Genomic DNA, 15,280 nt, shown 5'->3' on the forward strand with positions numbered 1-15,280 from the left:
GCAGGTGAAATGGTTGAAAAACACAGTGCGGGTTTTATTATTTTTATTGATTTTGGCTGGGGCTATTTTCCTTTTCAGGGAAAACCTAGAGTCAGATATATTTCGGATTTTCAGCCTGTTGATTACGTTTTCTGTATTTTTTATCAGCCTCGTCATCTTCCTTGAAAACCGGCATCCAACCCAGACGATTACCTGGCTTGTCGTACTAGGAAGCTTTCCGCTTCTCGGGTTTATTTTTTACATATTATTCGGGAGGAATTATAAAAAAGAGCGGATTTACCGCAAAAAATACTTCCTTGATAAGCAGACATTTTTAACGATCGAGGGTGAAGGAAACGCACTTCCCCGAAAATATGAAGGCATGCAAAAGCTTGTCACGCTTGCACAGCGTCTTGGGAACACCCCGATTTCATTTGCTACGGAAACAAAAACGCTGACGAATGGTTTGGAAACGTTCGAACATATCCTGCACGAACTGAAAAAGGCTAAACATCATATTCATCTTGAATATTATATCGTCCGGGATGATGGAATTGGAAGAGAAATCAAAACGATTCTCGCCAATAAGGCCCGGGAAGGGGTGCAGGTCCGATTTTTGTTTGATGATGTTGGATCGTGGCAGCTTTCAAAAAAGTATGTTGCCGACTTGAGGAAGGCAGGGGTGGAGGTAGTGCCGTTCGGGCCGGTCAAGCTGCCTTTCCTCAATAATAAATTCAACTTCCGGAACCATCGGAAAATTATTGTCATTGATGGAACGATTGGCTTTGTGGGAGGCTTGAATATCGGGGACGAATATTTGGGCAGGAGCAAGAAAATCGGCTTCTGGCGAGACACTCACCTGATGCTAAAGGGCGAGGCTGTCCGTTCGCTACAGCTGATTTTCCTGCAGGATTGGTATTATATGACCAACAATAGCCTTTTAACAGAGGAGTACTTGCCGAATCCGCAGCAAGGAAGGAACCATGGAGGAGTCCAGCTTATCGCCGGCGGCCCTGATAATGAGTGGACTGCAATCAAAAACATTTTTTTTGCGATGATTACCTCGGCTGAAAAGTCGGTTTGGATTGCGTCTCCTTACTTCATTCCGGATGAAGACATTTTCTCGGCAATTAAAGTAGCGGCGCTAAGCGGCATCGATGTAAGACTTCTCGTACCGAACAAGCCGGACAAACGGATTGTTTTTCATGCATCCCGCTCGTACTTTCCCGACCTTCTCGAGGCGGGGGTAAAAATATATGAGTACCAGAGGGGATTCATGCATAGTAAAATCGTTATCGTGGATGGGCAGCTCGCATCGATAGGGACATCAAATATGGATATGAGAAGCTTCCATCTCAATTTCGAGGTAAACGCGTTCCTTTATAGGACCGAAAGCACCCGGAAACTCGTGAACGAGTATGCAAACGATCTAAAGCATGCGAAAAAGCTGGAGCTCGAGAGCTTCCAGAAGCGCCACATAGGCTACAGACTGCTCGAATCCACTTCACGGCTCATGTCGCCGCTTCTTTAACCGGCCCGGATTTCCAGGCCGGTTCTTTTTCGGAAAAATAAAGGCATCGGCCGAACTTTCTATAAAGCAATTTTCCCTGTTTAAAAATGTTTCTCCCCTAGAAGGAGTTCTTCTACCGGTAAGCGAATGTATTCTCTGAACAAGATAGGTTTTTTAAAAAAACTTAAAAATATTGGAGGAGATTGCACGTGTTGACTGCCACAACAAAAAATGGTGCCATGGTTTCCCTTGCGGATGGCTATAGCCGGCAGACGTTGGAAAATTGGCGGAGCAGCGAAGAATTCTTTTGTCCGATTTGCAGGGGGAAGTTGATCCTGAAACTCGGCGAAAGGAAAATTTTCCACTTTGCCCATATGAAGGATGCCTGCCAAGAAAGTAATTTTGAAAGGGAGTCCAATTATCACCTATCTGGAAAGCTGGCCCTTTTTTATTGGCTGAAACGCCAGGGGATCGAGCCCAGATTGGAATATTACGACCCCGCTATCCGACAACGCCCCGATATAGCCTTCCATTTTCAAGGCCGCTGTTACGCTCTTGAATTCCAGTGCAGCACCATTCCCGACCACTTATTTACTAAAAGAACAAAAAACTACATTTCCGCCGGGTATACCCCATTTTGGATTCTCGGAGCAAGCCACTTCTCCGGTAAACCTGGTAACTCGATTGCGTTATCCGGCTTTGAATACCTCTTTCTTCGTACTTCACCAGGACATCCAGGTCTAATCCCTTATTTTTGCCCCGGACAAGGCATTTTCCGCATCGTCCATTCCATTTTTCCTTACTCACCTACAAGGGCATTTGCCCAAATTGAAACAAAAAAGCAGGAAGCTCTCACTATACATGATCTTGTTTCCCCAGCGCCACCGTCCACGCCCTGCCTTCCATTTTGGCAGGATAAGCTGGTCCGGAGCAAGCTTTCAATTGGAGCAAATCCGAAAACCCCATATATGCCATTTTTAAAACAACTATACGAGGCTGGATTGAATCTATTTCTTTTTCCGCCGGAAATCGGCCTTCCGGGGTTTAAAGCGGCTGCAATCTCAACGTATCCGGTTATTTGGCAAGCGTATATCGTTCTCGATGTCCTTTTGGGCAAGGAGGAGGGTAGCATTGTGACAGCAAGGGAGGCAGCGGCGAGCCTTTCTTGGCGGGCCGGGAAGGGGGAAATACGGGTAAGGCCCCTGCCCTTGGCTGCCGGAGTTACGCTTGAAAGTGCGGTGTCCGAATATCTGTCCCTGCTTTCACTGAGCGGCGTGCTTATCCCAAAGGGCGACGGTGTATTTGTGATTGGAAGGCGGCTCGTAATTCCCAGGACAATTGCTGAGCAGATGAAGTCCGAGTCGGCTTTCTATAAAGCATTTTCAGCTTCTCCTTAAATGAAATTATTTTATTGGTGAACAGGCATTTTCACGGGGAAAAGGGAAGGATAAATTGAAAGGTTTTTAACGGAATGGGAAGGATTTTTTACACAAAAGGAGAATAGTATTAAAGGTATTGCTTCGTAAATCGAAATGTCGAATGGAGGATGAACATGGCGAACGAAACAGCGGTGAAAAAATTGCCATCAAGAGGTGAGGTGCCTGTTGAAGAGACATGGCGCCTGGAAGATATTTTTGCGACAGATGATGACTGGGAGAAGGAATTCCAGGAACTAAAAGCACTTATTCCCGGTATGGAAGGCCATCGTGGAAAGCTGGGTGAAAGCGCCGACAGCCTATACAACGCGCTACAGGAGCAGGACCAGCTCCTTGAACGGATTGGCAGGCTGTATACATATTCCCATATGAGGTATGACCAGGATACGGGAAATTCCTTTTACCAGGGGCTGGACAGCAGGATGAAGGCACTTTATTCCCAGGCAGCGAGCCAGCTCGCCTTTATCGTACCGGAAATTCTTTCAATCGATGAGGAGAAGATCAAAGGATTTTTGGAGGAAAAGCCGGAGCTAAAGCTGTATGAGCACGCCTTAGATGAAATCAACCTGCAAAGGCCGCACGTATTATCAGCGGAGCAGGAAGCACTTCTTGCCGAAGCAGGCGAAGTGATGGCTGCTTCTTCAACAACATTCGGGATGCTGAACAATGCGGACCTTGAGTTCCCTTCCATCAAGGATGAAAATGGCGAAGAAGTCGAAGTTACTCACGGCCGCTATTCCAGATTCCTGGAGAGCGAGGATCCGCGGGTCCGCCACGATGCATTCAAGGCTGTTTATGATACGTATGGCAAATTCAAAAATACTTTTGCCAGCACCCTGGGCGGGCAGGTAAAAAAGGACAACTTTAATGCACGCGTCCGGAACTACAAGTCGGCTCGCGCGGCCGCGCTTGCAGCAAACAATATCCCGGAAAGCGTGTATGACAACCTTGTCAATACGATTAACAACAACCTGGACCTGCTGCACCGTTACGTTAAGCTGCGCAAGAAAGTGCTTGGCGTCAATGAACTCCATATGTACGACCTGTACGCGCCGCTTGTAAAGGATGTCAAAATGGAAGTATCGTATGACGAAGCCCGCGAGCTAGTCCTGAAGGGCCTTGCGCCGCTGGGAGAAGAATACCAGAGCATCCTGAAGGAAGGCTTTGACAACCGCTGGGTGGACGTGCATGAAAACAAAGGGAAGCGGAGCGGGGCATATTCATCCGGCGCATACGGCACGAATCCGTATATCCTGATGAACTGGCAGAACAACGTAAACAACTTGTTCACGCTTGCCCATGAATTCGGCCATTCCGTCCATAGTTATTACACACGGAAAACACAGCCATTTCCATACGGCAGCTACAGCATTTTCGTTGCGGAAGTGGCGTCGACATGCAATGAAGCGTTGCTGAATGACTATTTGCTCAAAACAATTGACGATGAGCAGAAGCGACTATACTTGCTCAATCACTTCCTGGAAGGCTTCAGGGCGACCGTGTTCCGCCAGACGATGTTCGCCGAGTTCGAGCACCTTATCCACGTTAAGGGGCAGAACAACGAGCCGCTTACGGCGGAATCGCTGACAAAGGATTATTATGAGCTGAACAAAAAGTACTTTGGCGGCAAGGATATCATCATTGATGAGGAAATCGGCCTGGAGTGGTCAAGGATCCCGCATTTCTACTACAACTACTATGTCTACCAGTATGCGACAGGCTACAGCGCAGCTACCGCATTGAGCAGGCAAATTCTCGAGGAAGGTCAGCCGGCGGTCAGCCGCTACATTGACTTCCTGAAGTCCGGAAGCTCAGATTTTCCAATCGAAGTGCTCAAAAAAGCAGGCGTCGACATGACCAGCCCGGAACCGGTCGAGAACGCATGCAAAGCCTTCGAACAAGCATTGAATGAAATCGAACAGATTTTAAGCTAAGAACAAAATGCGCAAGCGCCTTGGTCAGCCCCGACCAGCATAAGACGGGGCCCGCAGGACGGGCCTGCCCTCCGGAGGGAACCGGCTTATGACCTCGAGGGGCTAGGCGCTGGAGCTGGATTAATATAACTAAATTCGAGTTATCTAAAATGTTCGTTTTTGAGATTTCTGAAGCTAAGATTAAGGGCCAGGCACCATATCCTTTTGGGATATGCCTGGCCCTTTTCATTTTAGTGTAATCAGAAACCCCTAAAGCGATTTCGCTGATTGAGCGAGGAAAAAATAAGAAAAATGGAAAGGAATAAAAGGGGAGAACTGAAGATGAGGGGAAATATTTTCATTAAACCGAGCAAATTTAAAAAGAACGAAAAGATAAGAAGCAGGGCCAGGATCGGAAACTGTGCACTTTTCATTTTTTACGCCTCCGGATTAAATATTCCTTATAATTAATTTATTGGTTAAAGGAAGTTTTAGAATGGCTAATCCCATCTTTCATAAAAATCCCTTATTATTTTGGTCTTTCCAAGAAAGGAAAAAATAAATATGACAATATTGTGAAATAAAGCACAAAGTAGTTGAAATGCAATTTGAAACCATGGTATATTCTATATGTGAAGTTGTTCACAACAAACATATACCCCTTTGTTTGAAACCGTGAAAAATTTCTCCCATCCCCTTTGTTCGTATTTATAGAAAAATGCCCCGCCGGAACGGGGCATTTTTCATTTTTACGGACCTTATATGACAAACGCTGCCTAGTTAGCAAAAACATGTAGCATGAATTTTAACATGGCCAACAAAACAAAAGTGGTATTCCTGAATAATGTTGAGAAGCAATTGTCGAAATAAATAACTTGAACAAAATGATACATAGAATTAAGATGTATATAGATTATCTTTATATATTTCGTGTCTCGTTTTTGAAGGGGGACTGACCCAATTGAAAATCAAGTTGAAAAAGAACGGAAAAGCCATTGTTGGGACCGTTGCTATCCTGTTTTTACTGTCGCTATTCAGCCCTTATAATCTCCTTCTGAAGCTAACGGAAGAAAACATTGTTCATGATCAGGGTATTGCGGATTTGCTAAACATAAAGGAAATTGAAGATGTAAATTACATAGGAAGCAACGCCTATATCATAACAACTTTTGATAAACAATTTGTGGCTGTTAAAGAGTATTATTCAGTAATGAATTACAAATGGATCCTTTACGAAAAAACGAAACAATGGGGATAAAAGATATATACCAACGAAAAGCCACTCCGTCAGGTTCCGGAGTGGCTTTATACTTAATTGATATACCTCCAAAAAGTACCGTATTTCGCAGGGATCTGCTCGACTTTTTGTTTTAGGAGAAGTTTTTTCATCTCCCGGTTTACCTGGGGGATGGAAAGGTCATAAACAACCGCGATTTCTTTAGAGGCGACAAGCTGAAAAAATTTCAGGAACGCTTCAAGTGATGGAGGGGACGATTGCTTTGGTTCCATCGGAAGCATTTCCTGAAGAACCTGCACATATACCTCGTACGGATAATAGCCGGCAATCTTGATGCCCTCTTCTTCCGCATTCTCGTTGAAAAAAACGAGTGTCGGGATTTCATCCACTTCCATTTCGGCTGTTATTTTCAAATCCTGCTGGAACGCTTTCGCGGCTGATTCCGAGTGGATATCGGTAATGAACTCCTCAACATCGAGGCCGACTGCCCTGGCGCAATCCTTTAGCACCTCGAAATTCGAGATGTTTTGCTTTTCCAAAAAGAGCACTTCCTGCAGGCGCCTCAGAAAGCGTGTCCCGCGTTTTCTTCCCTGGAGTTCCGCAGCCTTAACAGCTATGGAAGCAATGTAGGGGGAGATGACCGGGTTTTCCTCCCAGAGGGATGCATCGCACGACATCCCCGAACGGCTCGCCGTCTTTTCCCACATTTCGGCAATATTCTCAAATCGCTTCTTTTTTCCCATATTCAACATGGTCAGCTTGCCGCTTAAAACCGGCTTCATCGAAAAATAACGCCCGTATTCAATCTGAAGTTTTTTCATGATTGGCTCGAGGGCCCAGCATTCCGGACAAAGCGGATCTATAAAGATGTAAATTTCAATCGGTTTTTTCTCAGTGCCGTGGCAATGATGCGAAAACAGCCTTTTTTCCTGCTCCATCATTCGTCTTCACCTGTAAATTCGCCATCTTCCGGCGTATTGATCATATGCTGTGCGGTCAAATGGAGCCTTGCGTAAAATTCGTCCCGCAGCGGCCCTTCGAGACCGATGGCATCCATTGCCTGGCTCATGCAGGAAAGCCAAGCTTTTGCCCGGGAAGGCGTAATCGGAAAGGGAAGATGCCTTGCGCGCATCATTGGGTGGCCATGCTCCTCTGTGTAAAGGGGAGGACCGCCAAGATATTGGGTAAGAAATTGCTTCTGCTTTCTGGCAATTTCGGATAAATCATTTGGAAAAAGGGGAGAAAGTTCAGGATGCTGTCCAACCAGTCCATAAAACGCATCGACAAGCCGATGCAATGTTTCTTTCCCGAGGGCCTCATAAGGCGTAGGCATTTTCCCGGTCATGTTGACAACTCCTTTAAGTGTATTGTTTTTATTTTAGCAATGCACTATTTATATCTCAAATAAATCGCCTTGTGAACGGAAATGCCTCCAGCGCCCGAAAGACCCATCGTCCCGGATATTTTGCGCGAAAAAAGCCGAGGCCATACTTTTCATGGTTCCTGTTTGTTCAACTGCGTGCAATCTGAAGCTTTCGCTTGTAAAAACGGTGCACTTTGCTGGGCGTTTCCCGCACAGGAATTCCAAGCCTTCCAAGGAGGGTGCGGAAAGCATCCCGCCCTTCATCAAAGTCGGTGGCTTCGAATTCCAGTTCGAAATCCTCAGTATCGAGGTAGCTGCTGTGGTCGAGGACAAGCACGCCGTTATGAAAATTGGCCTCCGCCCTCAAGGTGGCCAGGGTTCCAAAATAGGTAAGCTCATGGAATTGAATCCCCATTTTTTCTACTTCGCCGGCAACCCCGCCAAGTGGGAGCGGACCAGTGCCAATCGCTGTTACTGTATCTTCCGCTGAAATCAGTTGGTCCGTTTCAAGCAGGCCGATTTCCTGTGGCTGCTTAAGCGTCAGGACATAGTTTCCTCCCTTTTCGCGGATACGGAGGGCGGCTCCTTTTTCCTTAAGGGAAAACGATGGGGTATCGAAATAATGGTTCACTTGGATCCGGAATGATTCCGCTCCGAGGCCGAACTCCTTTGCAATCCGTTCAAACTCTTCTTTGTTCAAAAGATTCTTAAATTCAATTTCAAGGTTTTGTTCCAATCGGGCACCAACTTCCGGGTTTCTAATGAATCCATTATCCTTTGTTTTGTTTTGCGTTGCAATTTTTGGGGGAAAAGGCCCTCTTATGCTAAAATAGGTAAGTGAATGCGGGAGGTTGATTCAATGAAAAAGAAACTAATTGTATCCGGCTCGGACATACAGGAGGGCCAGCTTATTTTAAAAACAGAGGAACCGGTTGGCGGTTTGGTGCCTAAAGCCCAAATGCTAGTCGACTCTGATAATCTTTCTTTTGTGTACTTGATGGAAAGGGAAGAGGAATATACATATGTACTATTGCCCGAACTTGTTTGGGCGGATTTGAAAAAAGGGCTGGACCAAAGCTTGCCTGTGTATTTGAAGGCTGATGGAGGAAAAGTGGAGCTAACTGGTTTCCATGGCGAACTCGAATACCTGGCCGAAAATATCAAAGGCAACGGAAACTATGGGGAAGCCATGGTATCCAGTGTGGAAAGCATTTTTTAAAAAACCGCAATGAATAACGAATTGTTTAGCTGCTATTGTCAGTTCCGGAAGGATAATTCCTCCTGATAGGCGGAAATCCGCATCGGTTCCCAATCAAAAAGGGCGATGCCGGGGCTGGAACGAGCACTTACGCTTTTTCAATTGGCCGGGGGTGTACAAATACAATGAAGAATTGGGATCAATTTCTCGCACCGTACAGACAGGCGGTCGAAGAATTGAAAGTGAAATTAAAAGGAATGAGGGGCCAGTTTGAACTGGATTCAAGCCCTTCCCCGATTGAATTTGTAACAGGAAGGGTTAAGCCGATTCCAAGTATTTTGGACAAAGCCCAGCATAAAGGAATTCCGCTCGACAGGCTTGAGGAAGAAATGCAGGATATCGCAGGACTTCGGCTCATGTGCCAGTTTGTCGATGATATCAGGAAAGTCGTCAAGCTGTTGAGAAATCGGAATGATTTTGAAATAGTGGAAGAGCGCGATTACATATCACATAAAAAGACAAGCGGCTACCGGTCGTACCATGTTGTGATTCGCTATCCTGTCCAAACAATTCATGGAGAGAAGAAAATCCTAGCCGAAATCCAAATCAGGACGCTGGCAATGAATTTCTGGGCGACGATCGAGCACTCGCTTAACTACAAATACAAGGGGCAGTTCCCGGAGACAATTAACACACGCTTGCAGCGCGCCGCCGAAGCAGCTTTCCGCCTGGATGAGGAGATGTCGACAATCCGGCACGAAATCCAGGAGGCGCAGGTCTTTTTTACGAGAAAGAAGGAAACGAAGCAGGATCGGGAATAATGCAAAATAAATGGCATTGAAGCACATGGGAGGAGCGCGGCCTATGAAATTTTCGATTACAACAAAGGGTGACCAAAAATCGAATACACTGATGCATAAGATGAGAACATATCTTCTTGATTTTGATCTCGTTTATGATGAAGACCGACCCGATATCGTCATTTCGATTGGCGGGGACGGAACGCTGCTTTATGCGTTTCACCGTTACAGCAGCCGCCTTGACAAGACCGCGTTTGTCGGTGTCCACACTGGCCATCTTGGGTTTTACGCGGACTGGGTGCCGGAAGAAATCGAGAAGCTGGTGATCGCGATCGCGAAAACACCTTATCAGGTTATTGAATACCCGCTTCTTGAAGTCATTATCCGGTACCAGCACGCAGGGAAAGAATCGCGTTACCTTGCGCTTAACGAGTCAACAGTAAAGGGGCTCGAGGGAACGCTTGTCATGGATGTCGATATCCGTGGCCAACACTTCGAGCGCTTCCGTGGCGATGGGCTCTGCGTCTCGACTCCTTCCGGGAGCACCGCGTACAACAAGGCGCTTGGCGGGGCGATTATCCATCCATCAATCGAAGCGATCCAGCTTGCGGAAATGGCTTCGATCAACAACCGGGTATTCAGGACGGTCGGCTCTCCGCTAATCCTGCCAGCGCACCACACCTGTATGCTAAGGCCGGTCAACCGTTCGGATTTCCAGGTGACCATCGACCATTTGACGATGCTTCATAAGGAAGTGAAGTCCATCCAGTTCCGAGTGCCGGAGGAGAAAGTCAGGTTTGCGCGATTCAGGCCATTCCCATTCTGGAAACGGGTCCATGATTCCTTTATCTCGGATTCAGATTGATTGTTGGTCGAACGGAGATGATTGTGTAAAGCAAAGACCCGAGGGAACTTTCGATGTCGCTATCATTAAGAAGAGTAGTAACCCAACCTGTCAATTCGGTTAATTATTCCCGCCGAACCTGATTCCGGAATCGAAGGTACATAAGCAAAAGGGTAAGGGAATTACAGAAAAACGAGGTTTTGCACATGGCTTCTAGCCGTTTTACATTGCAGTGGAAAGCCGGCGCTTCCGATTCCGGCAAATTGATGCGCGAGTTCCTGAAGGAAAAGGAAATCAGCTCGACCGCGTTGACCGATATAAAATTCAAAGGCGGGAGCATCGAGGCGAATGGCCTGGAAGTAACCGTACGCTATGTTTTATCGGAAGGGGACCTCATTTCGGTTGCTTTTCCCCTGGAGGAGCCATCGGAAGGGTTAAATGGGGAGGATATCCCGCTCGTTATTCTTTACGAGGATGACTATTTGATTGTCCTCAACAAGCCGGCAGCGATGAACACCATTCCGTCACGCGAACATCCGTACGGAAGCCTTGCGAATGGCCTTGTCGGTTATTATGAAAAGACCGGCCTCAAGGCAACTTCCCATATCGTCACTCGCCTTGACCGTGATACGTCGGGACTTGTGCTGGTTGCAAAGCATCGCCATGTCCACCATCTTTTAAGCAAACAGCAAAAAAGCGGCGGGGTAAAGCGCGAATACGAGGCATTTGTTGAAGGAGAGTTTACGGAGGAATCGGGGACAATCGAACAGCCGATTGGAAGGAAAGCGGACAGCATCATTGAACGGGAAGTACGCCCTGATGGCCAGTATGCCTGTACGCAATATCAAGTGACAGGAGTATGCCGAGGTTTGTTTTCCCGTGTCAGGCTGCGACTTGAAACAGGAAGGACCCACCAAATCCGGGTCCACCTTGCTTATATCGGCCATCCTTTGCTCGGTGACGACTTGTATGGCGGGGATGTGTCGCTTATTCAGCGCCAAGCCCTTCACTGCCGATGGGTAAGCTTTTACCATCCATTCCTTCAGAAGCAAGTCTCCTTCGAGGCTCCGCTCCCCAGGGATATGGCGGCTCTTTTGAAGGAGTATTGCCATTGAGGTTGGGGCGGCTGGGGATAATGCCGCATTAACGGAATCGGGACAGAAGAAGGCCAAAAACGCGAGTCCGAGTCTCGATTATCAAGTTATCGGGACACAAGTGGGCTAAAAACACAAGTCCGAGTCTCGATTATCAAGTTATCGGGACAGAGGAAGGCCACAAACACAAGTCCCAGTCCAGATTATAGGAAAATTATGCAGTGTCCATTTTCGAAGACCTAGTAAGTGAAGTCATAGTACAAACAGGCATAAAACATAATAAATCGGCGGCCCACCATGGACAGCCGTTTTTTTGCCTAATAGCTAGTAGCACCTCTACGGAAACTGACGGAACTTTTCCTCAATAAACGGCATCGAAGACGGGACCGATACGAGCTCCATTTCAGGGTAACGGAGAGCGGTCAGTTTTCCGCCAAAGACGGCGCCTGTGTCGATATTGTAGGTGTTGTTCACAATTCTCGGCTCCCTTACCGGAGTGTGCCCATAGACAATGATTGGTTTTCCAGGGTGCTTTAGCGCCCAATCCCTTCTGACCGGAGTGCCGTCAGGGTTCGTCTTGCCTGTTATGTCCCCATAGAGAACGAAGGTTTTTACTTTTGATGAATACTTGCCGATATAATCCTTCCTGATTCCCGCATGGGCAATGACGAGTGAGCAGCCATCATGGACTTGGTAGAGGGGGGCCCGCTCATATAGCTGGATAAATCGTTCTTTTACAAGCAGCCGTCCCGCCTGATCCAGCTCCTCGTATTCCGCGGCTGTCGTTTCAAGGCCGTGCGAAATTTGCACTTTATTGCCGAGGAAATACCTGTAGAGCTTATTGCAGTGGTTCCCCGGTGAATAAAATGCCAGTTCCCTTTTGACCACTAGCTCCCACACAACGTGGACTGTCCTTAATGATTCGGGCCCGCGGTCTGTCAAATCTCCAAGAAAAGCTAGATTCCTGCCGTCCGGGTGAAGGGGTATGCCATCTCCCCAATCGTAGCCAAGTTCTTTTGTGAGGTTTTCAAATTCGCTAAAGCAACCGTGAATATCGCCAATAATATCAAGTTTCATCCCGGTCCTCCAAAAAACGAAAGATTTCAAAAGCAATAATGACGAGAGGGAGGCAGAACATTCCCAATCGAGCCAAACCACTCAACATCTCTATCTTTTCCCTTCTCTCATTTATTTTAGCTGACTTTGGTTCATTAAATCCGTAAATGGACAAAATAAGAACACTTCAATTTACACTACCGGGGTAGTATATATGACATTTGTCATGTACAATGCTTTTCTTTTAAAATGAAATAGTGTACAATTAGTACCAACTACTAATAACTTGTATTAAACAGGGGGATCTCACGAATGAGTTTTTCTTTAAAAGGTAAAACATATGTTGTAATGGGAGTTGCGAATAAACGGAGCATTGCCTGGGGCATTGCAAGGTCGCTCCATACTGCTGGCGCGCGCCTTATTTTTACATACGCTGGTGAACGCTTGGGAGATTCGGTCCGTGAACTGGCGGCATCCCTTGAAGCGGAAGACACCATCGTTCTTCCGTGCGATATTTCATCCGATGAAGAGATTAAAGAGTGCTTCTCAAAAATCAAGGAAGAAGCTGGCACAATCCACGGTGTCGCCCACTGCATCGCGTTTGCCAACAAGGAAGAGCTGAGCGGCGAATACATGAACACTACCCGCGAAGGCTTCCTGCTTGCACACAACATCTCCTCTTATTCACTGACCGCGGTCGCAAAAGAAGCACGCGGCTTGATGACTGAAGGAGGAAGCATCGTAACCATGACTTATCTTGGCGGCGAGCGCGCAATCCCTAACTACAACGTAATGGGCGTTGCAAAAGCTTCCCTTGACGCGAGCGTCCGTTACCTCGCAGCTGACCTTGGAAAGGATAATATCCGAGTCAATTCAATCTCTGCCGGACCAATCCGCACGCTTTCCGCAAAAGGCGTCAGCGATTTCAACTCGATTCTTAAGGTTATCGAGGAAAAGGCTCCGCTTCGCCGTGCGACAACGCCTGAGGAAGTCGGCGATACCGCCGTATTCCTGTTCAGCGACATGTCCCGCGGTATCACTGGAGAAAACATCCACGTTGACTCCGGATACCACATTCTTTAATAAAACGTTTATCCCGCTTTCCGAGGAAGGCGGGATTTTGTTTTGCCAAATTTCCCGGCAGCCAGACTGGGCCTGAGTATACATGGTCTTGCTTAACCACTTCTCCCAAACATGCATATTAATAATAAGTAGAGATTGCTTAAAAAATGAAATGAGGGATGAGGATGGATAAACAAAGAAATGCCCCAAAACCAACGCTCTATATCACTCAACCGGAAGTGAGCAAAGGTCCGATCATGCAGGAGTATTTTATTTGGAGAAAGAAAAAGGAGGTACCCAAAGCCCAGACCTTCAGTGAATTAATGGATGAAAACGAAGTGGAAACGATAGAAAATCCCGTGGAAAACCGTTTGGATCCTTCCGGGGATGCCACTATTGGAACCGAGCCAATTGGCGATAGCCATTTTAAAGAAACGGGAGCACCTGAAGCGGTTGGGGAAATCCTTGCCGAAGATACGGGAACACTTAAGGCAGTCGGCATCATAAATGAAACACTAACCGATTCAGATTCGGCTTCACCAGCAGCATTGGAAGCGAATGCCGTTCCAACTACAAATGAGGATGATCCTGGAGAAATGCGGCCTGTATCGGATGCCGAAACACATGAGCAAGCTGCCAATCAACGGAAATCCGAAAAGCAGTCGGCGCTTGTCCAATACTTTCTACAGCAAATGAAGGATAGGGAGATCCAACGGGCCGAACCAGTATCAACGGCTTTCGGCAAACCCGAAGATTCACCTGAAGGACCCGCTGAACGGCAAGAACCAAATGAATATACCAAGAAAATACGGCGCATGGTGACAACGCTTGCCCGTTACCCGAAATTCCTCGAACCTCCTTTAGTCAACGCGGTCGTGAACGGTGAACCACTCACTTTCCAAATTGAGAGCAAACGGGGGGACAAAATCCGGGTCAAAATCGGCAACGAACTAAAATTCATCAAAATCGACGATATTTCGGAAATGAAAATTCAATAAAGATGCTGTAAAGGGGCTTTCTGGCGACAGAAATCTCCTTTTGCTTTCATGCGAGCGCCCGCTTCCCAGGGCAGAAAACAATTCTTTAGGAAAAAATACCGCCTAAATGCATATGTATGGAACGAGGCACTGAAGCGAAACACAAAAGGTGATCGCGAAATCATGAAGTAGTTTATTCGCCACTATAAAAAATCATTAAAAAAGACTGTTTCAGGTTTAATGAAACAGTCTGACAGTTCATCAGAGCAAGGTTTGTGGGAAGATGCAGGAAACGCCGCAGAAGCAGTTGAGGTCAACGGTTATGCAGACGCCGGAGCGAACGAGGGCTCTTGCATTATTAAGATTTTCTACACAGCCAAAGCCGCTATTTTGGTTTGGTCCTTCACAAAGAGTGAAATCTGCATTTGGCCCTTCACCTCTTCGGATGCCCAAAATTTCAAGGGTTGCGCAGCAAGTTTCTGGATCTACATCAATAACCTTGAAAACGCAGCCGCAGACGACTTCAAAAGGTGTTTGCGGAGATTGGGTATCTCTCCTAACTCCGGTTGCCTGGAAAGGTGCACATGTGCTCTTGCAGATTAGGATGACAGGGATAGTGTCAGGGCCTATTGGGTTTATGCCGCCGACAAGCTCTTGAATAGCCCTGCTGCAGCCGAATTCGCACTCTTCAGTAGTCGGGTTTATTTTATCCTGGGCTTCCACGATTGCGAGCAACGTATCACAGACGCAATTGCTCGTGAAGAAATCTGAACCACAACTCATGGATTCTCCTCCTTTTAGGTAAATAGTA

The 15,280-nt window shown here is 46.8% G+C and carries 16 protein-coding genes; 11 read left to right on the forward strand and 5 right to left on the reverse strand.

The features are described 5' to 3' along the window. Positions 1-13: 13 nt before the first annotated feature. The 5 genes from cls to V1499_RS05485 all read left to right on the forward strand — a co-directional run bounded on the left by cls (position 14) and on the right by V1499_RS05485 (position 6,096). Positions 14-1,510 (forward strand): cardiolipin synthase, encoded by a 1,497-nt coding sequence (gene cls, locus V1499_RS05465; protein ID WP_409274440.1) that lies wholly within the window; start codon positions 14-16, stop codon positions 1,508-1,510. Between the two features lie 191 nt (positions 1,511-1,701). Beyond that, the gene (locus tag V1499_RS05470) at positions 1,702-2,886 is read left to right on the forward strand and encodes a competence protein CoiA (RefSeq protein ID WP_409274442.1); all 1,185 of its coding nucleotides are present in this window, start codon (positions 1,702-1,704) and stop codon (positions 2,884-2,886) included. A 155-nt stretch (positions 2,887-3,041) separates the two neighbouring features. Next, complete coding sequence (pepF, locus tag V1499_RS05475) at positions 3,042-4,859, forward strand: oligoendopeptidase F (protein ID WP_409274444.1); 1,818 nt, start codon at positions 3,042-3,044, stop codon at positions 4,857-4,859. Positions 4,860-5,126: 267 nt separating this feature from the next. Then, entirely contained in the window at positions 5,127-5,309 is a 183-nt protein-coding gene (locus V1499_RS05480) for a hypothetical protein (protein WP_409274446.1), read from the forward strand. Positions 5,310-5,799: 490 nt separating this feature from the next. Then, complete coding sequence (locus tag V1499_RS05485; protein ID WP_409274447.1) at positions 5,800-6,096, forward strand: hypothetical protein; 297 nt, start codon at positions 5,800-5,802, stop codon at positions 6,094-6,096. A 53-nt stretch (positions 6,097-6,149) separates the two neighbouring features. On the opposite strand, the gene V1499_RS05490 is transcribed toward V1499_RS05485, so the two are convergent. The 3 genes from V1499_RS05490 to V1499_RS05500 all read right to left on the reverse strand — a co-directional run bounded on the left by V1499_RS05490 (position 6,150) and on the right by V1499_RS05500 (position 8,174). Further along, positions 6,150-7,013 (reverse strand): ClpXP adapter SpxH family protein, encoded by an 864-nt coding sequence (locus tag V1499_RS05490; RefSeq protein WP_409276233.1) that lies wholly within the window; start codon positions 7,011-7,013, stop codon positions 6,150-6,152. After that, the gene (locus tag V1499_RS05495; protein WP_409274449.1) at positions 7,013-7,420 is read right to left on the reverse strand and encodes a globin; all 408 of its coding nucleotides are present in this window, start codon (positions 7,418-7,420) and stop codon (positions 7,013-7,015) included. The genes V1499_RS05490 and V1499_RS05495 overlap by 1 nt, the downstream gene beginning before the upstream one ends. Before the next feature lie 166 nt (positions 7,421-7,586). Continuing rightward, positions 7,587-8,174 carry a CYTH domain-containing protein gene (locus V1499_RS05500; protein WP_409274450.1) on the reverse strand — a complete coding sequence of 196 codons (588 nt, stop codon included), beginning with the start codon at positions 8,172-8,174 and terminating at the stop codon, positions 7,587-7,589. Between the two features lie 123 nt (positions 8,175-8,297). Between V1499_RS05500 and V1499_RS05505 the strand changes: the two genes are divergently transcribed. From V1499_RS05505 to V1499_RS05520, 4 genes are all read left to right on the forward strand, one after another. Next, positions 8,298-8,657 carry a hypothetical protein gene (locus tag V1499_RS05505; protein WP_409274451.1) on the forward strand — a complete coding sequence of 120 codons (360 nt, stop codon included), beginning with the start codon at positions 8,298-8,300 and terminating at the stop codon, positions 8,655-8,657. Positions 8,658-8,821: 164 nt separating this feature from the next. Then, positions 8,822-9,457: a GTP pyrophosphokinase family protein gene (locus V1499_RS05510; RefSeq protein WP_409274453.1), complete on the forward strand. Its 636-nt coding sequence runs from the start codon at positions 8,822-8,824 to the stop codon at positions 9,455-9,457. A 43-nt stretch (positions 9,458-9,500) separates the two neighbouring features. Continuing rightward, positions 9,501-10,301, forward strand: coding sequence for an NAD kinase (locus V1499_RS05515; RefSeq protein WP_316571674.1), 801 nt, complete (start codon positions 9,501-9,503; stop codon positions 10,299-10,301). Positions 10,302-10,486: 185 nt separating this feature from the next. Next, positions 10,487-11,395 (forward strand): RluA family pseudouridine synthase, encoded by a 909-nt coding sequence (locus V1499_RS05520; protein ID WP_409274454.1) that lies wholly within the window; start codon positions 10,487-10,489, stop codon positions 11,393-11,395. Positions 11,396-11,710: 315 nt separating this feature from the next. Here V1499_RS05520 and prpE read toward each other — a convergent pair whose 3' ends face one another. Then, the gene (prpE, locus tag V1499_RS05525; protein WP_409274455.1) at positions 11,711-12,451 is read right to left on the reverse strand and encodes a bis(5'-nucleosyl)-tetraphosphatase PrpE; all 741 of its coding nucleotides are present in this window, start codon (positions 12,449-12,451) and stop codon (positions 11,711-11,713) included. A 291-nt stretch (positions 12,452-12,742) separates the two neighbouring features. On the opposite strand from prpE, the gene fabI reads away from it, so the two are divergent. Both fabI and V1499_RS05535 read left to right on the forward strand, forming a co-directional pair. Beyond that, a complete protein-coding gene (fabI, locus tag V1499_RS05530) occupies positions 12,743-13,513 on the forward strand; it encodes an enoyl-ACP reductase FabI (protein ID WP_409274457.1) in 771 nt (256 codons plus the stop codon). Positions 13,514-13,677: 164 nt separating this feature from the next. Then, on the forward strand, positions 13,678-14,490 hold the full coding sequence (locus tag V1499_RS05535) for a hypothetical protein (RefSeq protein WP_409274458.1): 813 nt from the start codon (positions 13,678-13,680) through the stop codon (positions 14,488-14,490). Positions 14,491-14,730: 240 nt separating this feature from the next. On the opposite strand, the gene V1499_RS05540 is transcribed toward V1499_RS05535, so the two are convergent. Then, positions 14,731-15,252 carry a CotY/CotZ family spore coat protein gene (locus V1499_RS05540; RefSeq protein WP_409274460.1) on the reverse strand — a complete coding sequence of 174 codons (522 nt, stop codon included), beginning with the start codon at positions 15,250-15,252 and terminating at the stop codon, positions 14,731-14,733. Positions 15,253-15,280: the final 28 nt, after the last annotated feature.

This window comes from Neobacillus oceani, assembly GCF_046237595.1.
GTDB lineage: Bacteria > Bacillota > Bacilli > Bacillales > Cytobacillaceae > Bacillus_D > Bacillus_D oceani.